The sequence below is a fragment of the Mycobacterium sp. NGS22 genome, assembly GCF_059813095.1.
Genome location: NZ_JCALDY010000006.1, coordinates 19,294 through 42,216, shown reverse-complemented (window position 1 = coordinate 42,216; position 22,923 = coordinate 19,294). Strand labels below are relative to the sequence as shown.

Genomic DNA, 22,923 nt, shown 5'->3' with positions numbered 1-22,923 from the left:
GCTAGCACAGTGCCCCATCCTCGATCAGCCCCCCCGAACGGCGACGGGATCAGTCTCGGCCTGACCGGGCGGGTGGTGCTGGTGACCGGCGGAGTCCGCGGCGTCGGCGCCGGGATCAGCGCGGTTTTCGCCGAGCAGGGCGCGACGGTCATCGCCTGCGCGCGCCGGCCGGTCGAGGGATATCCGCACGAATTCCACAGTTGCGACGTCCGCGACGAGGATTCGGTCAAACGGCTCGTCGACTCGATAGCCGAGCAACACGGCCGCCTCGACGTCGTGGTCAACAACGCCGGAGGGTCGCCGTACGTGCTGGCGGCCGAAGCTCCGCACAACTTCAGCCGCAAGATCGTCGACCTGAATGTGCTTGCCCCACTGCTGGTTTCGCAGCACGCCAACGCGCTGATGCAACAGCAGGACGGCGGGGGATCCATCGTGAACGTCTGCAGTGTCAGTGGCCGGCGGCCCACCCCTGGCACGGCGGCCTACGGCATCGCCAAGGCCGGCCTGGAGAACCTCACCACCACCCTGGCGGTGGAGTGGGCGCCCAAGGTCCGGGTCAACGCCGTCGTGGTCGGCATGGTCGAAACCGAGCAGGCCGACCTGTTCTACGGCGATGCCGAGTCGATCGAACGGATCTCGGCCACCGTGCCGCTGGGACGGCTCGCACTCCCGGCCGACGTCGGTTGGGCCGCAGCGTTTTTGGTGTCCAATGTGGCTTCCTACGTCAGCGGTGCCACGCTCGAGGTGCACGGCGGAGGGGAGCCGCCGCAGTACCTGAACACCTCGAGTGCCAACAAATAACGAAAGGTGTAATGGGTATGGGCGTGGTGGACGGCCGGGTTGTCATCGTCACCGGTGCGGGCCGCGGGATCGGTCGCGCGCACGCGTTGGCCTTCGCGGCCGAGGGTGCGCGGGTGGTGGTCAACGACATCGGGGTGGGCCTGGACGGGTCGGCCGGTGAGAGCCCGGCACAACAGGTCGTCGACGAAATCACCGCGGCCGGGGGCGAAGCGGTCGCCAACGGCGACGACGTCGCCGACTGGACGGGCGCGCAGAATCTGATCGACACCGCCGTCGACACCTTCGGTGGTCTGGACGTGCTGGTCAACAACGCCGGCTTCATCCGCGACCGAATGTTGGCCAATACCAGTGAAAGTGAGTGGGACGCTGTGATCCGCGTCCACCTCAAGGGGCACTTTGCGACCCTGCGGCACGCCGCCGGTTACTGGCGTCGCCAGATCAAATCCGGTGCGGTGGGCCCGGACACGCTCAACGCCCGCATCATCAACACCAGTTCGGGCGCCGGTCTGCAGGGCAGCGTGGGGCAGGGCAACTACTCGGCCGCGAAGGCCGGCATCGCCGCGCTGACCCTGGTCGGTGCCGCCGAATTCGGCCGCTACGGGATCACCGTCAATGCGATCGCCCCGGCCGCGCGCACCCGGATGACCGAGGCGGTGTTCGCCGAGACCATGGCGGCTCCCGAGGACGGCGGCTTCGACGCGATGGCCCCGGAGAACGTCTCGCCGCTGGTGGTGTGGCTGGGCAGCGTCGAATCCCGCGACGTCACCGGCAAGGTGTTCGAGGTCGAAGCCGGGCTGATCCGGGTCGCCGAAGGGTGGGCGCACGGCCCGCAGATCGATAAGGGCGCCAGGTGGGATCCGGCTGAGCTGGGGCCCGTCGTCACCGACCTACTGGCCAAATCGCGCACGCCGGTACCGGTTTACGGAGCCGGCTCCTAGCGCACGGCCTCCAGGCTCATGTCGACGAAGTCGAGCCGCCACAGCGACTGAAACAGTCCGCGCCCGAACTTTTCGTACAGTTCGAGCTTGATGCTGTCGGTCCCGTCGCCGGCGACGGCGGCCGCGATCTCGCGAATTGTGCGCTGCCCGTTGATGTATTGGACGAATGGCAGCTCGGCGGCATTGAGGGTCATGTCCCACTGCGGGCGATGGAGCTCGGCGCCGGTCAGGCGACAGCTCAGCCGCATCCGCGGCACGTAGTCCAGGGCGTCGGGCGACGAAAAGTCAATGGTGTAGCTCTGTTTCGGCCGGTCGGGGTGCGCGGCGATGAAGAAGTGGCACGAATTGGCCGTCCTGAGTTTTTCCAGCAGAGCCCACATTTGATGCTCCGGCAACGCGCTCATCGTTGCGAAGAATTCGGTGGCCGGGTTGGACAGGGAATTGAGGTCGTGCGGGTAGTACGGCGCGTTGTGGAACCACCGCTGAAACACCAGTCCGGCCGAGGTGACCAGATCAATGCAGTCTCCGGTGGTGAAGCTGCGGTCGCGGCCGTGCAGACACGTATCGACAAGGCCCGCATCGTAATACAGGTCCGGAGCCGTGTCGCGGTATGCCAGGAACGGATGATTGGGATCGAGCATCGAGATGGTCGCGTTGACCATCCGGATCCCGTCCTCGTCCTGACCCAACCCCAGATCGCGGAAGACCGATTGCAACAACTCGACGCCGACCCGGCCGTAGCGCGCATACAGCATCAGTGCCACGGCGCCGCCGGGCCGCAGGCAATCGGCGAGCGCCTTCATCCCCAGCGCCGGATCGGCCAGGTGGTGCAGCACCCCGGTGGACATGATCAGGTCGAAATCGCGCCCGAGCGTCGACACCTCTTCGATGGGCAGCCGGTGCAACTCCAGGTTGGACAGCCCGTGCCGGTCTTTGAGGTACTGCTCGTGATCCAGTGACCGTTGGCTGACGTCGATCGCCACCACCCTGGCGGAACGGTTGTTGTAGGCGATGATCGCGGCCTGATTGCTGCCGCATCCAGCGATCAGAATGTCCGAGTCGGGCTGGTACTCACGGTCCGGCCAGAGTTGCAGGTGTGCGTGACTCGGATCGAACCATTGCCAGCCGTCGACAAGCCATTCGGTGATGTCCTGAATGGGTTCGGGATATGTCCACTTCTCGTATTGCGCGGAAACGACATCGTTCAGCCGATCAGTCATTTGTCACTCGCAGATGACGATGGGGATCGTGCGGTCGGTCCAGGCTTGGTAGTCCTCGTAGGTCGGATACATGTCGACCAGTTTCGGCCAGTATTTGCCGCGCTCCTCGTCGGTGGCGTCGCGAGCGGTCAGGTCCAGGACTTCTTTCTTGATCTGTACTTTCACCTTCGGGTTGGCCTTCAGGTTGAGGTACCACATCGGGTTTTTCGCCGACCCGCCCCGCGATGCCGCCACGACCACCCGGTCACCGTCGCGCAGGAAATACAGCGGACTCACCCGCTCCTCGCCGGTCTTGCGGCCGATGGTGGTCAGCAGCGCGACGGGGATGTTCTGGAAGGTGCCGCCCAGACCTTCACCGCCATTGCGGCGATACATCCAGGTGTTCAGCCGCGACATCCATTTGATGAAAAAAGTGCTGAATGGCGAATTCAGAAACCGTGGCGGTGATTTCGGCATGGGCACATCTTATGGGTGTCGCGCGCAAGTGCTAGATGCGTTCGATGATGGTCCCGGTCGACAGGGCGCCGCCGGCGCACATGGTGATCAGCGCGGTGCTCTTGTCGGTGCGCTCCAACTCGTGCAGCGCGGTGGTGATCAGCCGGCTGCCGGTGCTGCCCACCGGGTGGCCGAGTGCGATCGCGCCGCCGTTGACGTTGACCCGGTCCATGTCGGGCTCGTGCACCCGCGCCCAGGACAGCACGACCGACGCGAACGCCTCGTTGATCTCGACCAGGTCGATGTCGCCGATCTTCATGCCGGCTTTCTCCAGCACCTTCGCCGTCGACTGCACCGGGCCGTCGAGGTGGTAGTAGGGCTCGGCGCCGACGAGCGCCTGGCTGACGATTCGCGCCCGCGGCTTGAGACCCAGCGCCTTCGCCTTGTCCTCGTCCATCCACAACACCGCGGCGGCGCCGTCGGAGATTTGCGACGACGTGCCCGCGGTGTGAATGCCGCCGTCCAGCACCGGCTTCAGCGTGCTCAGCCCCGACAGCGACGTCTCCCGCAGCCCCTGGTCGCGGTTGATCGTGACGCGGTCGGCCGTCGGCTGCTTGTTCTCGTCGAGCGCGGGGGCCTCGAGCGGCGAGATCTCGCGATCGAAGCGGCCTTCGGCCCAGGCCTGCTTTGCCTTGGCTTGGGACTGATAGCCGAACTCGTCGAGTTCGTCGCGGGTGATGCCGCGCCGCTTGGCGATCCGTTCGGCGGCGGTGAACTGGTCAGGCAGGTCGATGTCCCACGACGCCGGCCGCAGGATGCTGCGGTCGGGACCGGCGTTGGCGCCCAGGCCGACGCGGCTCATGGCCTCGATGCCGCAGGCGATGCCGATGTCGATGGCACCCGCCGCGATCAGCCCGGCGACCAGACCGTTGGCCTGCTGGCCGCTGCCGCACTGGCAGTCGACGGTCATGGCGCCGACGTGCTCCGGCAGCCCGGCGACCAGCCAGCTCACCCGGGTGATGTTGTTGGACTGCTCGCCGAATTGCGTCACGCAGCCGCCGACGATCTGTTCGACGTCGCTCGCGTCGATGCCGGCCTTGTCCACCAGCGCCTTCTGGGTGGCGCCCAGGAGCTCGGTGGCGTGCAGTCCAGACAGCCATCCATTGCGCTTCCCGATCGGGCTGCGGGTGGCTTCGACGATTACCGGGTTACCCATGGAGCCAGGCTAGAACACGTTTCATTACTATGACAAGCGAGGATGCCGGACCGCCTTTTGTCTGCGGTGGAGCCGTGTTTTACTGGCACTAGAACTCGTTGCAATTTAGGAGAGCACCCGAATGGCACACTCGGAAATTCCGGCGGACTTCGACTTCCTCGACCCCGACATTAACCTTGCCGGGCTTCCCGTCGCGGAACTCGCCCAGCTTCGCGAGTCGGAACCGATCCACTGGGTGGAAGTGCCCGACGGCTGCGCGGGCTTCGAGGACAACGGCTATTGGCTGGTGACCAAGCACGCCGACGTCAAGGAGGTGTCGCGGCGCAGTGACGACTTCTCGAGTTGGGAGAACGGCGCGATCCCGACCTGGCCCAAGGAGATGACCCGCGAGAGCGTCGATCTGCAGCGCAACGTCATGCTCAACATGGACGCTCCGCATCACACCCGGCTGCGCAAGATCATCTCGCGCGGCTTCACCCCGCGCGCGATCGGACGGCTGGAGGATGAGCTCTCCCGCCGGGCCCAGAGCATCGCCGAGGAGGCGGCAACGGCGGGCTCCGGCGACTTCGTCGAGCAGGTGTCGTGCGAGCTGCCGCTGCAGGCCATCGCCGGGCTGCTGGGCGTGCCGCAGGACGACCGGGACAAGTTGTTCCGCTGGTCCAACGAGATGACGGGCGGAGAGGATCCCGAATACGCCGACATCGACCCCGCACAGTCGTCGCTGGAGCTGATCACCTACGCGATGGCGATGGCCGCGGAGCGCAACGAGAACCCGACCGACGACATCGTCACCACCTTGATCCAGGCCGACATCGAGGGAGAGAAGCTGTCCGACGACGAGTTCGGCTTCTTCGTGATCATGCTGGCGGTGGCCGGCAACGAGACCACCCGTAACTCGATCACGCACGGAATGATCGCCTTCGCGGACAACCCCGACCGGTGGGAGCTTTTCAAGAAGGAACGGCCGTCCACCACGGCCGACGAGATCGTCCGCTGGGCCACGCCGGTGTCGGCGTTCCAGCGCACCGCCAATAAAGACTTGGAGCTCAACGGCGTTCAGATCAAGAAGGGTCAGCGGTTGGTGATGTCCTACCGGTCGGCCAACTTCGACGAAGACGTCTTCGACGACCCGCACACGTTCAACATCCTGCGCGACCCCAACCCGCACGTCGGCTTCGGCGGCACCGGAGCGCATTACTGCATCGGTGCCAACCTGGCCCGGATGACGATCAACTTGATCTTCAACGCGATCGCCGACCACATGCCGAACCTCAAGCCGGTCTCCGAGCCCGAGCGGCTGCGGTCCGGCTGGCTCAACGGCATCAAGCACTGGCAGGTCGACTACACCGGCGCCCGGTGATCCTGGCATGGACTTCGATCTCAGTGCAGAGCAAGAGGCCGTCGCCGACGTCGTAACCTCCGTGTTGGACCGCGAATTGTCCTGGGAGGCTTTGGTTTCCGGTGGCGTGACGGCGTTGGCGGTGCCGGAACGTCTCGGCGGTGACGGGGTCGGGCTGACCGAGGTGGGCACCGTGCTCACCGAAGTGGGCAGGCATGGCGCGATCACACCGGCGTTGGCCACCTTGGGATTCGGTGTGGTGCCGTTGCTCGAGTTGGCGTCCGACGAGCAGCAGGATCGTTTCCTGGCCGGCGTCGCCAAAGGCGGGGTGTTGACCGCCGCCCTGAACGAACCCGGTCGCGCGTTGCCGGAACGGCCGTCGGTCGCATTCGACGGTGGTCGGCTGTCGGGTGTGAAAGTCGGTGTGGGATACGCAGACTCGGCAGAATGGTTGCTGGTGACCGCCGACGACGCGGTGGTGGTCGTCTCGCCGAAGGCCGAGGGCGTCGGCTTGGTTCGTACGCCCACGTCCAACGACGCCGAGGAATACACCGTGACGTTCGACGACGTCTCGGTTGCTGACGGTGACGTCCTTGCCGGTGCTTCAGCGACGCGGGTAAATCAGCTGGCGCTGGCCATGATCGGCGCCTACGCCGACGGGTTGGTGGCCGGCGCGTTGCGGCTGACCGCCGACTATGTCGCCGAACGCAAGCAATTCGGCAAACCGTTGTCGACGTTCCAGACCGTGGCCGCACAGTTGGCCGAGGTCTACATCGCCTCGCGCACCATCGATCTGGCTTCCAAGGCGGTGATCTGGAAGCTCGCCGAAGGGCTGGATGCGGCGTCGGATCTCGATGTGCTCGGCTACTGGCTGGCGTCGCAGGCGCCTCCGGTGATGCAGATCTGTCACCATCTGCACGGCGGCATGGGCATGGACGTCACCTATCCCATGCACCGGTACTACTCCACGATCAAGGATCTGACCCGGTTGCTGGGTGGGCCTTCGCATCGTCTCGATCTGGTGGGAGTCTGATGTACATAGACTTGACTCCGGAGCAGCGTCAGCTGCAAGCGGAGCTGCGGGAATACTTTTCCAACCTGATTTCGTCCGACGAAGCCAAAGCGATGGAGTCCGACCGGCACAACGCGGCCTACCGCGCGGTGATCCGCCGGATGGGCAAGGACGGCAAGCTCGGCGTCGGATGGCCGAAGGAGTTCGGCGGCTTGGGTTTCGGGCCGATCGAGCAGTCCATCTTCGTCAACGAGGCGCATCGCGCCGACGTGCCGTTGCCGGCGGTGACGTTGCAGACGGTCGGTCCGGTGCTGCAGCAGTTCGGCAGCGAGGAGCAGAAGAAGAAGTTCCTGCCCGCGATCCTGGCCGGCGAGGTGCACTTCGCGATCGGCTACACCGAACCGGATGCGGGCACCGACCTGGCGTCGCTGCGGACCACCGCGGTGCGCCAGGGTGACGAGTACATCGTCAACGGACAGAAGATCTTCACCACCGGCGCCCATGACGCCGACTACATCTGGCTGGCCTGCCGCACCGACCCGGAAGCCGTTAAGCACAAGGGCATTTCGATCCTGATCGCCGACACCAAGGATCCCGGCTACTCGTGGACGCCGATCATTCTGTCCGACGGGGCGCACCACACCAACGCCACCTACTACAACGACGTGCGGGTACCGGCCGACATGCTGGTCGGCGAGGAGAACGGCGGGTGGCGGTTGATCACCACGCAGCTCAACAACGAGCGGGTGATGCTCGGACCGGCCGGCCGCACCGCCGGCATCTACGACCGCGTGCACGCTTGGGCCTCCAAGCCCGGCGGCGACGGCGTCACTCCGATAGACCACCATGACGTCAAGCGCGCCCTCGGCGAGATCTATTCGCTTTGGCGGATCAACGAATTGCTGAACTGGCAGGTGGCCGCGGCCGGTGAGGACATCAACGTCGCCGACGCCGCGTCGACGAAAGTCTTTGGTACCGAGAAGATTCAGTACATCGGTCGGCTGGCCGAGGAAATCGTCGGCAAGTACGGCAACCCGGCCGAGCCGGAAACGGCGGAGCTGCTCGAGTGGCTGGACTCCCAGACCAAACGCAATCTGGTGATCACGTTCGGCGGGGGCGTCAACGAGGTGATGCGGGAGATGATCGCTGCTGCCGGTTTGAAGGTGCCGAGGGTGCCTCGATGACCGACCTGAAAGAAGCCGTCGCGGAGGTGATCGCGACGGTCGTCGCCAAGCCGCGCGAAGCGCGGGACCCGGTGAACCAGCCGATCGTGAACAACTGGGTCGAAGCGCTGGGTGACCGCAATCCGATCTATGTGGACGAAGACGCGGCTCGTGCGGCCGGTCATCCCGGAATCGTGGCTCCGCCGGCCATGATTCAGGTGTGGACGATGTTCGGCCAGGGTGGCCAGCGCCCGACCGACGATCCCATGGGTCCGATCATGCAGCTGTTCGACGACGCCGGATACATCGGTGTGGTGGCGACGAACTGTGAGCAGACCTACCACCGGTATCTGCGCCCCGGCGAGCAGGTCAGCATTGTTTCGGAGATGCGCGATGTGGTCGGGCCCAAGCAGACCGCGCTCGGTGAGGGCTACTTCATCAACCAACTCATCACCTGGCGGGTGGGTGACGAGGATGTAGCCGAAATGAATTGGCGCATCCTCAAATTCAAACCCGCCGAGTCTTCTTCGGCTGTTCCCGACGACCTCGACGCCGACGCGATGATGCGTCCGGCCTCGTCGCGCGACACCGCGTTCTTCTGGGAAGGCGTCAACGCGCACGAGTTGCGGATCCAGAAGCTGGCCGACGGTTCGTTGCAGCACCCGCCGGTACCGGCCGTGTGGCAGGACCCCGCTGAGCCGGTCGCGTATGCGGTGGCCAGCGGCCGCGGCACCGTGTTCAGTTTCGTGGTGCACCATGCGCCTCGGGTCCCCGGCCGGACATTGCCGTTCGTGATCGCGCTGGTGGAACTGGAGGAGGGTGTGCGGATGCTCGGCGAGTTGCGGGGCGTCGACCCGGCGGCCGTCGAAATCGGAATGCCCGTGCGGGCAACGTATATCGATTTCCCGGCCGGCGATTACGGGCCGTCGTGGACCCTCTACGCGTGGGAGCCGGAAGCATGAGCGCGCCCGCTGTGGAAGTGGGCTTGCAGCTGCCCGAGTTGAAGCTGGAAGGGACCCCGACGTTCATCATCTCGACTGCGTTGGCCACCAGGGATTTTCAGGATGTGCACCACGATCGGGATCTGGCGCAGGCCAAGGGGTCCAAGGACATCTTCGTCAACATCCTGACCGACACCGGGTTGGTGCAGCGTTACGTCACCGACTGGGCGGGGCCGTCGGCGTTGATCAAGTCGATCGGGCTGCGGCTCGGTGTGCCGTGGTACGCCTACGACACGGTGACCTTCTCCGGTGAGGTGACCGCGGTGCAGGACGGTCTGATCACGGTGAAGGTGATCGGCGCCAACAGCCTTGGCAATCATGTGATCGCGACGGTGACGCTGACGATTGGGGACGTGTGATGCTGTCGGGCAAGGCGGCCATTGTCGGGATCGGCGCCACCGACTTCTCCAAGAACTCCGGTCGGTCCGAGCTGCGGCTGGCGGCCGAGGCGGTGCAGGACGCGCTTGACGACGCCGGGCTTTCGCCTGCCGACGTCGACGGTCTGACCACGTTCACGATGGACACCAACACCGAGATCGCGGTGGCGCGGGCGGCTGGGATCGGCGATCTGAAGTTCTTCTCCAAGATCCACTACGGCGGTGGCGCGGCGTGTGCGACGGTGCAGCAGGCGGCGATTGCCGTCGCGACCGGTGTCGCCGACGTCGTCGTTGCGTACCGCGCCTTCAACGAGCGCTCCGGGATGCGGTTCGGCCAGGTGCAGACCCGGTTGACCGAGAACGCCGACTCCACCGGTGTGGACAACTCGTTCTGCTACCCGCACGGGCTGTCGACGCCGGCCGCGCAGGTCGCGATGATCGCCCGGCGCTACATGCACTGGTCGGGGGCTACGAGCCGGGACTTCGGTGCGGTGTCGGTGGCAGACCGTCGACATGCAGCGAAAAATCCCAAGGCGTACTTCTACGAGAAGCCGATAACCATTGAGGATCACCAGAATTCGCGCTGGATCGCCGAACCGCTGCGGTTGCTGGACTGCTGCCAGGAAACCGACGGTGCGGTGGCGATCGTCGTGACGTCGGCGGAGCGGGCACGCGACCTCAAGCACCGGCCCGCGGTGATCGAGGCGGCGGCGCAGGGCTCCAGTCCTGACCAGTACACGATGGTCAGCTATTACCGGTCCGAGCTGGGTCTGCCCGAGATGGGTCTTGTCGGCCAACAGCTTTGGGCGCAGTCGGGTCTTACGCCCGCCGATATTCAGACTGCGGTGCTCTACGACCATTTCACGCCGTTCACGCTGATCCAGTTGGAGGAGTTGGGATTCTGCGGTCGGGGTGAGGCCAAGGACTTCGTCGCCGACGGTGCGATCGAGATCGGCGGGCGGCTGCCCATCAATACCCACGGTGGTCAACTCGGTGAGGCCTACATCCACGGCATGAACGGCATCGCGGAGGGTGTGCGTCAGCTGCGCGGGACCTCGGTGAACCCGGTGCCTGACGTCGAGCATGTGCTGGTGACTGCTGGGACGGGTGTGCCGACGTCGGGGTTGATTCTGGGGTAGCCCCCGGGCCCTCGCCTGGCCTGGCCTCGCCGCGATCACTCGCCGCCGCGCCTTACCCCTCGCCTGGCCTGGCCTCGGTCGATCTCTCGCCGAGCGTCACGCTAGCGTGGCCGTCGACGCCGAGCGTCACGCTAGCGTGACTCGCGACGGGGACCGCCGCGGCTCCGCCACGCGCCCTCGTGCCGATCTCTCGCCGAGCGTCACGCTAGCGTGGCCGTCGACGCGGAGCGTCACGCTAGCGGGACTCGCGACGGGGACCGCCGCGGCTCCGCCACGCGCCCTCGTGCCGATCTCTCGCCGAGCGTCACGCTAGCGTGGCCGTCGACGCGGAGCGTCACGCTAGCGTGACTCGCGACGGGGACCGCCGCGGCTTCGCCATGCCCCCTCGCGCCGATCTCTCGCCGAGCGTCCATGAGCGCCGAGCGTCACGCTAGCGTGGCCGTCGACGCCGAGCGTCACGCTAGCGTGGCTCGCGACGGGGACCGCCGCGGCTTCGCCATGCCCCCTCTCACCAGAGCGTCCGTGATCACCGAGCGTCACGCCAGTGTGGCGCTGTGGATGAATGAAGTGACGTTGACGCCGCCGCGTGTCACCTTGCGGCGATGGGCGACCCGTTTATCGGCAGCGAAGCCGTCGCGAGCGGGGATTTGATCAAGAGTGTTCTGCGCACGCGGTACCGGAAGCTGCTTCGTGACGTGTATGTCGACCCGCACGCGGAGCTGACGCCGGAAATGCGGGCCAAAGCGGCATGGCTGTGGTCGAGACGGCGAGGAATTGTCGCAGGGTTGACAGCCAGTGCGGTACACGGCGCCAAGTGGGTCGATCCTTGCGGGCCGATGGAGATTCTCCATACCAATCGAAATCCGTTGCCAGGGATCAGAGTTCACGGCGATGCCGTCGGGGCCGACGAGATCGTCCGTCGCGCCGATATACCTGTGACGAGTCCCGCCCGGACGGCACTCGACCTGGGCTGCTGGTACCCGACCGACGATGCCGTTGCGGCGATTGACGCCTTGCTCGCGGCCGGCAATCTGCAGGTTGCCGAGGCAAACGTGCTCGCCGAGCGGTACCCGATGCGGCGCGGAATACGCCGAGCGCGGTCCGCCCTCGCACTGGCAGACGGCGGATCCCAATCACCCAAAGAAACATGGCTTCGGTTGCTGCTGATCAGGGCGGGATTCCCGCGTCCGCAAACACAAATCCCAGTCGTCGACGAGTATGGCGACGAGTTTGCCTATCTGGACATGGGCTGGCAAGACGTCAAGGTCGCTGCCGAGTACGACGGCGAACAGCACCGCACGGATAGGCGGCGATACAAGTGGGACGTCCGCCGACAGGAAAAGGTCGAGCGATGCGGCTGGATCAACATCCGCGTCGTCGCGAGCGATCGACCCGCGGACATCGTCCGACGTGTCGCAGCCGCTCGCGCCAGACGGGGTGTGACGTCCGATCGCCTCCGAATGCCACGCTAGCGTGACGCTCGGCGTCGGCAGTCACGCTAGCGTGACGCTCGGCGAGAGGGGGCGTGGCGAGAGGGCGTGCCGAGAGGGGCGTGGCGAGGGGGCGTGGCGAGAGCTGCGGCGGTCCGTCGCGAGTCACGCTAGCGTGACGCTCGGCGTCGACGGCCACGCTAGCGTGACGCTCGGCGAGAAGGGGGCGCTGCGGCAGCCGCACGCTCGGCGCGAGGGGCGAGGGGCGAGGGGCGAGGGACGAGGGGCGAGGGGCGAAGCCCCCACCTACGCGGGGACGAGCTCCACGCCGGTCAGCACCACCGCATCGTCGCGCGACGGCGCGACCACCCCGGCCAGGAAACGACCGTCCTCTTTCCAGACGTTGACCTGCAACGTCTCGCCGGGAAACGCGACACCGGCGAAGCGGGCACCGTACGCCCCCACCGCCGACGCGTCCCCATCCAGCAACGCGTCGGTTATCGCCTTGCAGGTCATGCCGTAGGTGCATAGACCGTGCAGAATGGGCTTGGGAAAGCCTGCGGCAGAGGCGAATTCGGGATCGGAGTGCAGCGGGTTGCGGTCACCGCACAACCGGTACAGCAGCGCCTGCTGCGGCAGCAACGGCAGCGGGATCTGCAGATCGGGTGCACGGTCAGGTGCCGCGTCCGATCCCGAGGGCCCACGCTCGCCACCGAATCCGCCTTCACCGCGGGCGAAGATCGACCGTCGCTGCGTCCACAACAACGTGCCGTCCGGCGCCGTCACCGTTGTCTCGCTCCAGATCACCGCGGCTTTGCCCTTGTCCCAGATGTCGGTGAACCGGGTGACGGCTTTCGCCGAACCCGACGGCGGCAGTGGCGCGGGCACCTCCACCCGCTCGGAGGCGTGCAGCACCTTCGCCAACTCGATGTCGATGCCGGGGAACTGCACGGTGGGGGGCTCCGTCATGTGGAACGACGCGGCCACGTTGCCGAACGTCGGCAACACCTGCGGGGTGTCGTCCACCAGGTAACGCAGTTCGCGCGGATCCATCGGGTCGGCGCCCGCGCCCAGACCGAGGTGGTAGAGCTGGATATCGCTACTGGTCCAAGAGAATTCGATCGGGTCCAACTCGGCGGCCAGTGCGGTCGCTACATCGATCGGCATTTCAGCCCTCTCCGGCAATGTGCAGTGCCGCCAGGTATCCGAAGGTCATGGCCGGGCCGATTGTGCCACCCGGACCCGGGTAGGTGTGACCCATCACCGGCGCACTGACATTGCCTGCGGCATAGAGGCCGTCGATGATGCTGCCGTCGTCGCGCAGGGCACGTCCGTGCACGTCGGTGCGGATGCCGCCCTTGGTGCCCAGGTCACCCGGAACCATCTTGGCGGCGTAATAGGGGGCATGGCTGATCTCGCCCAGGTTCGGATTGGGCTTGTTGGTCGGGTCGCCGTAGTACTTGTCGTAGGCGCTTTCACCGCGGTGGAAGTCCTCGTCGACGCCGGACCGCGCGAAGCCGTTGAAACGCGCCACGGTCTTGCTGAACTCCTCGGCCGGCAGACCGGCCTTGGCGGCCAGCTCCTCGAGCGTGTCCGCCTGGATGATCACCCCGGATTCCATCCACTTGCGCGGAATCCGTTGCCCGGCTTGCAGTCCGGCGAAGATGTAACGGTCGCGGTACTGCTGGTCGAACACCAGCCAGGCCGGAATGTTCTCCCCCGGCCCGGGGCCCTGGCCGTGTTCGCCGCCGTACATGTGGTGGCAGGCCTCGACATAGGGCATCGATTCGTTCATGAACCGCTTGCCGGACATGTTGACGATGATCGAACCCGGCGAGTTGCGCTCGGACAGCGCGAACCACGGCGCACCGACCAGCGGCACCGTCGGACCCCACCAGGCGTCTTCCATCAAATCGAGTGCGGCGCCCAGCTTTTCGCCGGCGACGATGCCGTCACCGGTGTTGGCTTTGGCGCCCACGGTCCACTCCGAGGTGATCGGTGCGCGCTGGTACTTGACCCGCATCTGCTCGTTGTGTTCGAAGCCGCCGGAGGCGAGGATCACGCCGCGCCGGGCCCGGATCAGCCGTGGTTCAGCCGATTCCGGCGCCGCGGTGTCCTGCACGTAGATCCCGCGCACCACGCCGTCCTCCACATACAGGTCGGTCAGCGCGGTGTTGAGCACCACCGGGACACCGGCCCGCTGCAACCCGATCCGCAGTGGCGCGATCAACGCGCGACCCATGCCGACCAGGTTTTTGCCGGTTGCCTTGGCCCACATGGTGCGCGCACCGACCTTCAAACTGCGGGCCACCCCCCGCGGGTGCCGCTTGAGCATGTTCAGGCGCACGTAGTCCTGCTGCATCACAACGACATTCAGCGGGACCTTGCCGTACGCCGGTTCCAGTCCGGCCTCGTCGGGACCGAGTTTGCGGGCGTTGAACGGCTTCGGCTCGATTGACCGCCCGTCCGCGCGGCCGCCCGGCGCTTCCGGGTAGTAGTCGGAGTAGCGGGGCACCCAGCACATCTTCAGCGGTGTGTGCTTGAGGACGAACGAGAGCATCTCGGGCCCGCGCTGCAGGTAGGTGTCGATGCGTTTCGGTTCGACGACATCGCCGACGATGCCGTGCAGATACTGCCGAGCCGCCTCGGGTGTGTCGCGCACGCCGTCCCGCTGCAGCACCTCGTTGTTCGGGATCCAGACGCCGCCGCCGGACCGGGCGGTCGATCCGCCGAAGTGCGGAGCCTTCTCGACGACTACTGTCGAGAGGCCGCGGTGCGCGGCGGTGAGGGCAGCCACCATGCCGGCGGCGCCGCTGCCTACCACGACGACGTCGTACTCCTGTGCTGTCATGTAGAACACGTTATAGAATTGCCCGGGTCGGGCGCTACTGGCCCGGTCACAAGCGCGAAGGGAATTCGGTAAATGCTGCATGTTGCGACCCGCGACGAGCTGGCTGCCGACCTCGCACAGGCCGAACGTAGCCGCGTCGGGATAGCCCCGCTGACATCCGCGTACCCCGACATCGACGTCGTGGACGCCTACGAAATCCAGCTGATCAACATCCGGCAACGGGTGGCCGAGGGCGCCCGGGTGGTCGGGCACAAGGTCGGGCTGTCGTCGAAGGTGATGCAGCAGATGATGGGCGTCGACGAGCCCGACTACGGGCACTTGCTCGACGAGATGGAAGTGTTCGAGTCCACCCCGGTCAAGACCGGCCGGTACCTCTTGCCGAGGGTCGAGGTCGAGGTCGGCTTCATCCTGGGCGAGGACCTGCCCGGAGCGGGCTGCACCGAGGACGACGTGCTGGCCGCCACCGAGGCCGTCGCCCCCGCCATCGAACTGATCGACACCAGGATCCGGGATTGGAAGATCGCGTTGTGCGACACCATCGCCGACAACGCCTCGTCGGCCGGATTCGTGCTGGGCGAGGCCCGGGTGTCGCCTGACGACGTCGACATCACCGCGATCGACGCGAAGCTGACCCGCAACGGGGAGCTGATCGCCGAGGGCCGCAGCGACGCCGTGCTGGGCAATCCCGCCACGGCGGTGGCCTGGCTGGCTCGCAAGGTGGAAAGCTTCGGGGTGCGGTTGAAAAAGGGTGACGTGGTGTTGCCCGGGTCGTGCACCTTTGCGGTCGACGTGCATGCCGGCGACGAGTTCGTCGCCGACTTCGCCGGCCTGGGTGCCGTTCGTTTGTCGTTCGAATAGCTCAAGTAAGAGGAGCGCGTCATGCCAGACAAGGCGAGTGTGGCCATTGTCGGGTCGGGAAACATCAGCACCGACCTGCTCTACAAGCTGCTGCGATCGGACTGGCTGGAACCACGCTGGATGGTCGGCATCGACCCGGACAGCGAAGGTCTGGCGCGGGCCCGCAAGCTGGGACTGGAGACCAGCCACAAGGGCGCCGACTGGTTGCTCGAGCAGTCCGAGAAACCCGACCTGGTGTTCGAGGCCACCAGCGCCTACGTGCACCGCGACGCCGCACCGAAGTACGAGGCCGCCGGTATCCGGGCCATCGACCTCACACCGGCCGCGGTGGGCCCGGCGGTGATCCCGCCGGCGAACCTGCGGGAACACCTCGACGCCCCGAACGTCAACATGATCACCTGCGGGGGACAGGCGACGATCCCGATCGTCTACGCAGTGTCCCGGGTGGTGGACGTTCCGTACGCCGAGATCGTGGCGTCGGTGGCGTCGGTCTCGGCCGGCCCGGGCACCCGGGCCAACATCGACGAGTTCACCAAGACCACCTCGCGCGGCGTGCAGACCATCGGCGGCGCCGCACGGGGTAAGGCGATCATCATCCTGAACCCGGCCGACCCGCCGATGATCATGCGCGACACCATCTTCTGCGCCATCCCCGAGGATGCCGACCGCGACGCCATCGCCCAGTCGATCAGGGACGTGGTCGCCGAAGTCCAGACCTACGTGCCTGGCTACCGGTTGCTCAACGAGCCGCAGTTCGACGAGCCGTCGATCAACTCCGGCGGACAGGCGCTGGTCACCACGTTCGTCGAGGTCGAAGGCGCGGGCGACTACCTGCCGCCCTACGCCGGCAATCTCGACATCATGACCGCGGCGGCCACCAAGGTGGGCGAGGAGATCGCCAAAGAGACGCTCGCGGTGACGGGAGGCGCACGATGACCGGCCACATTTTCGAGGGCGCGTGGGACGTCCGGATCACCGATACCTCGCTGCGTGACGGTTCGCATCACAAACGTCACCAGTTCACCAAGGACGAGGTGCGTTCCATCGTGACGGCGCTGGATGCCGCCGGGGTACCGGTGATCGAGGTGACGCACGGCGACGGCCTGGGCGGGTCGAGCTTCAACTACGGCTTCTCCAAAACCCCCGAACAGGAGCTGATCAAGCTCGCCGCCGAAACCGCGACCGAAGCCAAGATCGCGTTCCTGATGCTGCCCGGCGTGGGCACCAAGGAGGACATCAAAGAAGCGCAGGACAACGGCGGGACGATCTGCCGGATCGCCACCCACTGCACCGAGGCCGACGTCTCCATCCAGCACTTCGGGCTGGCCCGCGAGCTGGGCCTGGAGACCGTCGGGTTCCTGATGATGGCGCACACCATCCCGCCGGAGAAGCTGGCCGCGCAGGCGCGGATCATGGCCGACGCCGGCTGCCAGTGCGTCTATGTCGTCGACTCCGCCGGCGCGTTGGTGCTCGACGGGGTCGCTGACCGGGTCTCGGCCCTAGTCGCCGAGCTCGGCGAGGACGCGCAGGTGGGCTTCCACGGTCACGAGAACCTCGGTCTCGGGGTGGCCAACTCGGTGGAGGCGGTACGCGCCGGCGCCAAGCAGATCGACGGCAGCGTGCGCCGCTTCGGCGCCGGGGCGGGCAACGCGCCGGTCGAGGCGTTGATCGGGGTGTTCGACAAGATCGGCGTCAAAACCGGCATCGACTTCTTCGACATCGCCGACGCAGCCGAGGACGTGGTGCGCCCGGCCATGCCGGCCGAATGCCTGCTGGACCGCAACGCGCTGATCATGGGGTACTCGGGCGTCTACTCGAGCTTCCTCAAGCACGCCATCCGGCAGGGTGAGCGTTACGGCGTCCCGCCGCACGAACTGCTGCACCGCGCCGGGCAGCGCAAGTTGATCGGCGGCCAGGAAGACCAGTTGATCGACATCGCACTGGAGATCAGGCGCGAGCAGGAAGCGCCGGCCTAGTACCGGAAAAGCGGGGCCCCCGGGCCTTGATTTCGCGAGTAACCTCGATCGCATGACCAGCACATCAAGGACCGTCGGCTGGTTTGCCGGCGGCCTGTTCACCGTCATCGCTTCGGCAGCGATCGCGCTGCCGGTCGCCAATGCCGATCCCTGCAACACCACCGTGGGGCAGACGGCGGGCGAACAAGTCAACGGCTATCTGGACCGCCACCCCGACGTGCGGGCTCAGTTGCAAGCCAGGGCGGGGTCCGGCACCGACCTCACCGACTACCTCAACCGGCACCCCGACGTGCGGCAGGCGTTGATCACGCTCGCCAACCAGTGCACGTCGTGAGGTGAGCGGGCTTCGTCCCACTACCGCGCGCATGACGCGCGGAAATGTTAGCGGTTGACTCAAAACAGGAACACGTTCTAGCGTCAGAGTCGTGTTCTCTGACACGCTGACTGCAGCGATCGCCGAAGCCGAGAGTCTGGTCGCAGATGCTCCGTTCATCGAGACCGAAGCCGACCTGCTGGAAGGACTGCAATACCTGGCCGGATGTGTGGCCGGCTGTCTCCACCTGGCGTTCGACTACGAGCGCGACCATCCATTTCTGCAGTCGGGAACCGGCCCGTTCACCAAGATGGGCCTGGACAATCCCGACACCCTCTATTTCGGAACGCGGGTGCACGCCAACCGCGATTACGTGGTCCGCGGCGTGCGTGGTACCACCACCGACCTGAGTTTCCAGTTGCTCGGCGGTGAGTACACCGACGACAACGTGCCGGCGAGCCAGGCCGCGTTCGACGACCGCGAACTCGACATCGCCCCCGACGGCAGCTTCGAGTGGCGGGTCCGCCCGACAAGCCCCAGCCAGTTGGTGATCCGCGAGGTGTACGGCGACTGGTCGGCTCGGCGCGGGACGCTGACCATCGAGCGACTCGACACCGCGGGCACCGCGCCACCCGCGCTGACCCGTCAGCTGATCGAAAAACGTTACGCCACAGCGGGAAAGCAATTAGTCAACCGGGTCAAGACCTGGCTGCAGTTCCCGCAGTGGTTCTATCTCGACATCCCGGTCAACACCATGGTGGCGCCGCGGCTGACCCCGGGTGGTCTGTCGACCCAGTACTCCTCGGTCGGGCACTTCGACCTGGAGCCGGATCAGGCGCTAGTGATCACCGTGCCCGTCAGCGATGCCCCGTATCTGGGTTTCCAGTTGGGCAGCCTGTGGTACATCTCGCTGGACTACATCAACCACCAGACGTCGCTGAACAATACTCAGGCACAGGCGGATCCGGACGGCAAGGTCCGGATCGTGGTCAGCGACCAGAACCCCGGGGTCACCAACTGGGTGGAGACGCTGAACCATCGACGCGGCTTCCTGCAGTTCCGCTGGCAGCGGGTCTCGCGCGAGTTGACCGAGGCCGACGGGCCCACCGTCGAGTTGGTCGATGTCGACAAGGTGGCGGCCGCGTTGCCGTACTACGACCACAACAAGATCTCCGAGGACGACTGGCGGGCACGAATCACGTTGCGCCAGCAGCAAATTGCGGCAAGGATGCTGGGATGACCGATCTGCTGGACGGCAAGGTAGTGGTGATCAGCGGGGTGGGCCCCGGGTTGGGCACCACCCTGGCACGTCGATGTGCCCTGGAAGGGGCCGACCTGGTGTTGGCGGCCCGCAGCGCGGACCGGCTCGACGACGTCGCCAAGCAGGTGGTCGACCTGGGCCGCAAAGCGGTGGCCGTGCGCACCGACATCACCGACGACGACCAGGTGAGCAATCTCGTCGACTCGAGCCTGGAGGCCTACGGCAAGGTCGACGTGCTGGTCAACAACGCCTTCCGGGTGCCGTCGATGAAACCGTTGGCCGGCACCACCTTTCAGCACATCCGGGACGCGATCGAGCTCAGCGCACTGGGGGCTTTGCGGCTCATCCAGGGCTTCACACCGGCATTGGCCGAGTCGAACGGTTCGGTCGTCAACGTCAACTCCATGGTGATCCGGCACTCGCAGGCCAAGTACGGTGCCTACAAGATGGCCAAGTCGGCGCTGCTGTCCATGTCGCAGTCCCTGGCCACCGAACTCGGCGAGCAGGGCATCCGCGTCAATTCCGTTGCACCCGGCTATATCTGGGGCGACACGCTGCAGGGCTACTTCAACCACCAGGCGGGTAAGTACGGGACCACCGCCGAGCAGATCTATCAGGCCACGGCGGCGCAGTCCGACCTCAAACGGCTGCCCACCGAGGACGAGGTGGCGTCGGCGATCCTGTTCATGGCCAGCGATCTGTCCAGCGGCATCACCGGGCAGACCCTGGACGTCAACTGCGGGGAGTACCACACGTAATGACCCAGCGCACCGACATCGCGACCGTCGACGAATTGCACACGTCGGCAACCAAACTCACCGGCCTGGACGATTTCGGCCCCGACGACGACAACTACCGCGAAGCTCTCGAGGTGCTGCTCGACTCCTACCGCAACGAGGCGGGCCTGACGGTGTTGGGCAGCAAGATGAACCGGTTCTTCCTGCGCGGCGCGCTGGTCGCCCGGTTGCTGTCCGAGTCGGCGTGGAAACAGAACCCCGCCTACCGGGACGTCGCCATCGAGCGCCCGATCTTCGTCACGGGCCTGGTGCGCACCGGCACGACGGCGCTGCACCGGTTGCTGGGCGCTGACCCGGCCCATCAGGGGCTGCACATGTGGCTGGCGGAGTTCCCGCAGCCGCGACCGCCGCGTGACACCTGGGACTCGAACCCGTTGTACCGCAGGCTCGATGACCAGTTCAACCAGCATCACGCCGACAACCCCGGCTACACCGGCCTGCACTTCATGGCCGCCTATGAGCTGGAGGAGTGCTGGCAGCTGTTGCGCCAGTCGCTGCACTCGGTGTCCTACGAGACCCTCGCGCACCTACCGACTTACGCGAAGTGGCTGTCCCAGCAGGACTGGACGCCGTCGTATCAGCGGCACAAGCGCAACCTGCAGTTGATCGGCATGAACGACGCCGACAAGCGCTGGGTGCTGAAGAACCCCAGCCATCTGTTTGCCCTGGACGCGCTGATGGCGACTTATCCTGACGCCCTGGTGATTCAGACCCACCGGCCGGTGGAGACGATCATGGCGTCGATGTGCTCGCTGGCCCAGCACACCGCGGAAGGATGGTCGACGACCTACACCGGAGCCCAGATCGGCGCAGACTCGATGGAGACGTGGTCGCGGGGGTTGGAACGGTTCAACACCGCACGCGCCAAATATGATTCGGCGCAGTTCTACGACGTCGACTACAAGGAGTTGATCGCCGACCCGCTGGGCACGGTGGCCGACATCTACCGGCACTTTGGAATCACGCTGACCGACGAGGCCACGCAGGCGATGGAAGCCAGTCACGCGGCGAGCCAGCAGGGCGATCGGGCGCCGAAACACCGCTACTCCCTGGCTGATTACGGGTTGACGGCCGAAGCGGTCAAGGAGCGGTTCGCCGGGCTGTGACCTGACGGCAGCGGCTCTACTCGGCCGCCTCGTGCTCCAAAATCCCCTCGGCCACCGCGTGCTCGATGCTGTCGGAAAGCCGCGGGCAGGACCGGGTGCGCGCGGTATCCCCGCCGGATGCGCGCACTTCGGCGAAGTGCGCGCAACGCTGCGCGGCGTCGCTATTCCATTGCACCGCAGTGTGACCCGGCCCAAGCCTGCGCACGGTCACCGTGACGTGACAGAACCGACAGTCCACCGGCCGCAACCCGGCGGACAGGTAGCGCTCGCGGTCGGCGCGGCTGGCTTCGGCCACCGAGGCGGCGCGATCGGGGTCGTTGCTGAAATCCCTTGACTTCGACCAGGCCCCGGAACCACCGTTCGTCGACGGCGCCTCGTCATGGTCATGGTGATCGCCGTGCAGTGCCAGCATCGACCGTGCCAAGCGGTCGACGTCGGGAACGGCCGGCTGATCGTCGGACATGTCCGTCAGTTCGCCGGGACCTCGTCGGACTCGGTGTCCCGCGCCTTCAAGTTCTCGGCCACCTCGGCGTTCCAGAACTCGTTGGCGCGCGTCGTGTCGACCTCGATCTCGAAGCGCTCCACCATCTCCGGGGCGACGTCGGCGGCGTCGACGTAGAACTGCTGATACCAGCGGCGCAGCTGATAGACCGCGCCGTCTTCCTCGACCAGCAGCGGATTGTCGATGCGCGTCTTGTGCTTCCAGATCTCCACGTCCTGCAGGAAGCCCTTGCTCACGCCGTCGGTGAACACCCGGGAAAGCTTGTCGGTCATCTTTTCGTCCATGCCCTTGGGCTTTTCGACGATGACGCCCCACTGCAGCACGAACGAATTCTGCGTGACCGGGTAGTGGCAGTTGATCAGAATCGACTCCGCCTTGTACCCGCCGTAGCTGTTGTGCAGCCAGTTGATCATGAACGACGGCCCGAAGTAGGACGCTTCGGAATCCAAATGCGCTTCGCCGTAGGTGGTTCCGAGGTCGTCGACGTCGGGGCGGCCCACGTTGTGCAGGTACTGCGAGGCGATGTGACCCTCGAAGACGTTCTTGAAGTACGTCGGCAATCCGTAGTGGATGTAGAAGAAGTGCGCCATGTCGGTGACGTTGTCGATGATGTCACGGCAGTTGGATCCCTCGATCAGGATGCTGTTCCACCGCCACTCGGTCCATTCGTCGCTGGCGGCTTCGGCCAACTCGGGGATGCGCACCGCGGGGTCCGGTGGGTTGCCCTCGTGGTCGTGCCAGACGAACAGCAGCCCACTGCGCACGTCGGTCGTCCAGGACCGGGTGCGGGCCGTCTTCGGGGTGCGCTTGGCGTAGGGCACCAGCTTGCAGCGGCCGTCGCCGCCCCAGCGCCAGTCGTGGAACGGGCAGGCGACCTCGTCGCCCTTGATGGTGCCCTCGGACAGGTCACCGCCCATGTGCCGGCAGTAGCCGTCCAGAACCTTGATGTCCCCGTGTGAGTCGGCGAACACCACCAGCTTCGTGCCGAAAGCCTGCACCGAGTGCGGCTTGCCGTCGAGAAAGTCCTTCGCGACGCCCAGGCAGTGCCAGCCTCGGGCATACCTGGTCGGTAAGGCGCCGGGATCGATTTCCCGAACACCGACGCCGCTTGTGCCGGTACTCACCTTGTTACCTCCAATAATGGGCTGCTAACTAGAACACGTTACAGTTTTGGGGCGGGGGAGCGCA

General features: G+C 66.0%; 23 protein-coding genes. 16 read left to right on the top strand and 7 right to left on the bottom strand.

Translation table 11 applies throughout. The annotated features are described in order from the left end of the window. Positions 1–9 precede the first annotated feature (9 nt). Both AC5Y47_RS07140 and AC5Y47_RS07135 read left to right on the top strand, forming a co-directional pair. Positions 10–801, top strand: coding sequence for an SDR family oxidoreductase (locus AC5Y47_RS07140; protein WP_499943215.1), 792 nt, complete (start codon positions 10–12; stop codon positions 799–801). A gap of 17 nt (positions 802–818) precedes the next feature. Further along, positions 819–1,739 (top strand): SDR family oxidoreductase, encoded by a 921-nt coding sequence (locus AC5Y47_RS07135; RefSeq protein WP_499943214.1) that lies wholly within the window; start codon positions 819–821, stop codon positions 1,737–1,739. On the opposite strand, the gene AC5Y47_RS07130 is transcribed toward AC5Y47_RS07135, so the two are convergent. From AC5Y47_RS07130 to AC5Y47_RS07120, 3 genes are read right to left on the bottom strand one after another with little or no spacing between them, the layout of a single operon-like run. Next, complete coding sequence (locus AC5Y47_RS07130; RefSeq protein WP_499943213.1) at positions 1,736–2,959, bottom strand: class I SAM-dependent methyltransferase; 1,224 nt, start codon at positions 2,957–2,959, stop codon at positions 1,736–1,738. The two genes, AC5Y47_RS07135 and AC5Y47_RS07130, sit on opposite strands and share 4 nt — an antisense overlap. A 3-nt stretch (positions 2,960–2,962) precedes the next feature. After that, positions 2,963–3,415, bottom strand: coding sequence for a nitroreductase family deazaflavin-dependent oxidoreductase (locus tag AC5Y47_RS07125; protein WP_499943212.1), 453 nt, complete (start codon positions 3,413–3,415; stop codon positions 2,963–2,965). Positions 3,416–3,446: 31 nt separating this feature from the next. Further along, positions 3,447–4,610, bottom strand: coding sequence for a steroid 3-ketoacyl-CoA thiolase (locus tag AC5Y47_RS07120; protein ID WP_499943211.1), 1,164 nt, complete (start codon positions 4,608–4,610; stop codon positions 3,447–3,449). Positions 4,611–4,731: 121 nt separating this feature from the next. Here AC5Y47_RS07120 and AC5Y47_RS07115 point away from each other — a divergent pair, with 121 nt between their 5' ends. From AC5Y47_RS07115 to AC5Y47_RS07085, 7 genes are all read left to right on the top strand, one after another. Beyond that, entirely contained in the window at positions 4,732–5,970 is a 1,239-nt protein-coding gene (locus AC5Y47_RS07115; protein WP_499943210.1) for a cytochrome P450, read from the top strand. Between the two features lie 7 nt (positions 5,971–5,977). Next, entirely contained in the window at positions 5,978–6,982 is a 1,005-nt protein-coding gene (locus tag AC5Y47_RS07110) for an acyl-CoA dehydrogenase family protein (protein ID WP_499943209.1), read from the top strand. Then, positions 6,982–8,145, top strand: coding sequence for an acyl-CoA dehydrogenase FadE29 (fadE29, locus tag AC5Y47_RS07105; RefSeq protein ID WP_499943208.1), 1,164 nt, complete (start codon positions 6,982–6,984; stop codon positions 8,143–8,145). The genes AC5Y47_RS07110 and fadE29 overlap by 1 nt, the downstream gene beginning before the upstream one ends. Next, on the top strand, positions 8,142–9,086 hold the full coding sequence (locus AC5Y47_RS07100; protein ID WP_499943207.1) for a bifunctional MaoC family dehydratase N-terminal/OB-fold nucleic acid binding domain-containing protein: 945 nt from the start codon (positions 8,142–8,144) through the stop codon (positions 9,084–9,086). The genes fadE29 and AC5Y47_RS07100 overlap by 4 nt, the downstream gene beginning before the upstream one ends. Then, positions 9,083–9,484: a MaoC family dehydratase gene (locus AC5Y47_RS07095; protein WP_499943206.1), complete on the top strand. Its 402-nt coding sequence runs from the start codon at positions 9,083–9,085 to the stop codon at positions 9,482–9,484. Before AC5Y47_RS07100 ends, AC5Y47_RS07095 begins: the two co-directional genes overlap by 4 nt. Continuing rightward, positions 9,484–10,641: a 17-hydroxy-3-oxo-4-pregnene-20-carboxyl-CoA lyase gene (gene ltp2 / locus AC5Y47_RS07090; protein WP_499943205.1), complete on the top strand. Its 1,158-nt coding sequence runs from the start codon at positions 9,484–9,486 to the stop codon at positions 10,639–10,641. Before AC5Y47_RS07095 ends, ltp2 begins: the two co-directional genes overlap by 1 nt. 602 nt (positions 10,642–11,243) lie before the next feature. Then, the gene (locus AC5Y47_RS07085; RefSeq protein ID WP_499943204.1) at positions 11,244–12,113 is read left to right on the top strand and encodes a hypothetical protein; all 870 of its coding nucleotides are present in this window, start codon (positions 11,244–11,246) and stop codon (positions 12,111–12,113) included. Positions 12,114–12,377: 264 nt separating this feature from the next. Here the strand turns inward: AC5Y47_RS07085 and chsH3 are convergent, their stop codons facing one another. Both chsH3 and kstD read right to left on the bottom strand, forming a co-directional pair. After that, positions 12,378–13,238, bottom strand: coding sequence for an enoyl-CoA hydratase ChsH3 (gene chsH3 / locus AC5Y47_RS07080; protein WP_499943203.1), 861 nt, complete (start codon positions 13,236–13,238; stop codon positions 12,378–12,380). A 1-nt stretch (position 13,239) separates the two neighbouring features. Further along, positions 13,240–14,922, bottom strand: a complete 1,683-nt coding sequence (kstD, locus tag AC5Y47_RS07075; protein ID WP_499943202.1) for a 3-oxosteroid 1-dehydrogenase — start codon at positions 14,920–14,922, stop codon at positions 13,240–13,242. A gap of 72 nt (positions 14,923–14,994) precedes the next feature. On the opposite strand from kstD, the gene AC5Y47_RS07070 reads away from it, so the two are divergent. From AC5Y47_RS07070 to AC5Y47_RS07040, 7 genes are all read left to right on the top strand, one after another. Beyond that, a complete protein-coding gene (locus tag AC5Y47_RS07070) occupies positions 14,995–15,780 on the top strand; it encodes a 2-keto-4-pentenoate hydratase (RefSeq protein ID WP_499943201.1) in 786 nt (261 codons plus the stop codon). A 21-nt stretch (positions 15,781–15,801) separates the two neighbouring features. Beyond that, a complete protein-coding gene (locus AC5Y47_RS07065) occupies positions 15,802–16,716 on the top strand; it encodes an acetaldehyde dehydrogenase (acetylating) (protein WP_499943200.1) in 915 nt (304 codons plus the stop codon). Further along, positions 16,713–17,756 carry a 4-hydroxy-2-oxovalerate aldolase gene (dmpG, locus tag AC5Y47_RS07060; protein WP_499943199.1) on the top strand — a complete coding sequence of 348 codons (1,044 nt, stop codon included), beginning with the start codon at positions 16,713–16,715 and terminating at the stop codon, positions 17,754–17,756. The genes AC5Y47_RS07065 and dmpG overlap by 4 nt, the downstream gene beginning before the upstream one ends. Before the next feature lie 52 nt (positions 17,757–17,808). Continuing rightward, positions 17,809–18,090, top strand: coding sequence for a hypothetical protein (locus tag AC5Y47_RS07055; protein ID WP_499943198.1), 282 nt, complete (start codon positions 17,809–17,811; stop codon positions 18,088–18,090). Between the two features lie 91 nt (positions 18,091–18,181). Then, entirely contained in the window at positions 18,182–19,309 is a 1,128-nt protein-coding gene (locus AC5Y47_RS07050) for a hypothetical protein (protein WP_499943197.1), read from the top strand. Beyond that, positions 19,306–20,088 carry an SDR family oxidoreductase gene (locus tag AC5Y47_RS07045; RefSeq protein ID WP_499943196.1) on the top strand — a complete coding sequence of 261 codons (783 nt, stop codon included), beginning with the start codon at positions 19,306–19,308 and terminating at the stop codon, positions 20,086–20,088. Before AC5Y47_RS07050 ends, AC5Y47_RS07045 begins: the two co-directional genes overlap by 4 nt. Further along, positions 20,088–21,233, top strand: coding sequence for a sulfotransferase family protein (locus AC5Y47_RS07040; protein WP_499943195.1), 1,146 nt, complete (start codon positions 20,088–20,090; stop codon positions 21,231–21,233). Before AC5Y47_RS07045 ends, AC5Y47_RS07040 begins: the two co-directional genes overlap by 1 nt. A 16-nt stretch (positions 21,234–21,249) precedes the next feature. Here the strand turns inward: AC5Y47_RS07040 and AC5Y47_RS07035 are convergent, their stop codons facing one another. Both AC5Y47_RS07035 and AC5Y47_RS07030 read right to left on the bottom strand, forming a co-directional pair. Then, the gene (locus AC5Y47_RS07035; protein WP_499943194.1) at positions 21,250–21,696 is read right to left on the bottom strand and encodes a hypothetical protein; all 447 of its coding nucleotides are present in this window, start codon (positions 21,694–21,696) and stop codon (positions 21,250–21,252) included. Positions 21,697–21,701: 5 nt separating this feature from the next. Further along, the gene (locus AC5Y47_RS07030) at positions 21,702–22,859 is read right to left on the bottom strand and encodes a 3-ketosteroid-9-alpha-monooxygenase, oxygenase component (RefSeq protein WP_499943193.1); all 1,158 of its coding nucleotides are present in this window, start codon (positions 22,857–22,859) and stop codon (positions 21,702–21,704) included. Between the last annotated feature and the right edge of the window lie 64 nt (positions 22,860–22,923).

Bases quoted from the DNA above. Each gene is read 5' to 3' on its own strand.
- AC5Y47_RS07135 (WP_499943214.1), top strand. From the start codon at position 819: ATGGGCGTGGTGGACGGCCGGGTTGTCATCGTCACCGGTGCGGGCCGC.
- AC5Y47_RS07130 (WP_499943213.1), bottom strand. From the start codon at position 2,959: ATGACTGATCGGCTGAACGATGTCGTTTCCGCGCAATACGAGAAGTGG.
- AC5Y47_RS07125 (WP_499943212.1), bottom strand. From the start codon at position 3,415: ATGCCGAAATCACCGCCACGGTTTCTGAATTCGCCATTCAGCACTTTT.
- AC5Y47_RS07120 (WP_499943211.1), bottom strand. From the start codon at position 4,610: ATGGGTAACCCGGTAATCGTCGAAGCCACCCGCAGCCCGATCGGGAAG.
- AC5Y47_RS07115 (WP_499943210.1), top strand. From the start codon at position 4,732: ATGGCACACTCGGAAATTCCGGCGGACTTCGACTTCCTCGACCCCGAC.
- AC5Y47_RS07110 (WP_499943209.1), top strand. From the start codon at position 5,978: ATGGACTTCGATCTCAGTGCAGAGCAAGAGGCCGTCGCCGACGTCGTA.
- fadE29 (WP_499943208.1), top strand. From the start codon at position 6,982: ATGTACATAGACTTGACTCCGGAGCAGCGTCAGCTGCAAGCGGAGCTG.
- AC5Y47_RS07100 (WP_499943207.1), top strand. From the start codon at position 8,142: ATGACCGACCTGAAAGAAGCCGTCGCGGAGGTGATCGCGACGGTCGTC.
- AC5Y47_RS07095 (WP_499943206.1), top strand. From the start codon at position 9,083: ATGAGCGCGCCCGCTGTGGAAGTGGGCTTGCAGCTGCCCGAGTTGAAG.
- ltp2 (WP_499943205.1), top strand. From the start codon at position 9,484: ATGCTGTCGGGCAAGGCGGCCATTGTCGGGATCGGCGCCACCGACTTC.
- AC5Y47_RS07085 (WP_499943204.1), top strand. From the start codon at position 11,244: ATGGGCGACCCGTTTATCGGCAGCGAAGCCGTCGCGAGCGGGGATTTG.
- chsH3 (WP_499943203.1), bottom strand. From the start codon at position 13,238: ATGCCGATCGATGTAGCGACCGCACTGGCCGCCGAGTTGGACCCGATC.
- kstD (WP_499943202.1), bottom strand. From the start codon at position 14,922: ATGACAGCACAGGAGTACGACGTCGTCGTGGTAGGCAGCGGCGCCGCC.
- AC5Y47_RS07070 (WP_499943201.1), top strand. From the start codon at position 14,995: ATGCTGCATGTTGCGACCCGCGACGAGCTGGCTGCCGACCTCGCACAG.
- AC5Y47_RS07065 (WP_499943200.1), top strand. From the start codon at position 15,802: ATGCCAGACAAGGCGAGTGTGGCCATTGTCGGGTCGGGAAACATCAGC.
- dmpG (WP_499943199.1), top strand. From the start codon at position 16,713: ATGACCGGCCACATTTTCGAGGGCGCGTGGGACGTCCGGATCACCGAT.
- AC5Y47_RS07055 (WP_499943198.1), top strand. From the start codon at position 17,809: ATGACCAGCACATCAAGGACCGTCGGCTGGTTTGCCGGCGGCCTGTTC.
- AC5Y47_RS07045 (WP_499943196.1), top strand. From the start codon at position 19,306: ATGACCGATCTGCTGGACGGCAAGGTAGTGGTGATCAGCGGGGTGGGC.
- AC5Y47_RS07040 (WP_499943195.1), top strand. From the start codon at position 20,088: ATGACCCAGCGCACCGACATCGCGACCGTCGACGAATTGCACACGTCG.
- AC5Y47_RS07035 (WP_499943194.1), bottom strand. From the start codon at position 21,696: ATGTCCGACGATCAGCCGGCCGTTCCCGACGTCGACCGCTTGGCACGG.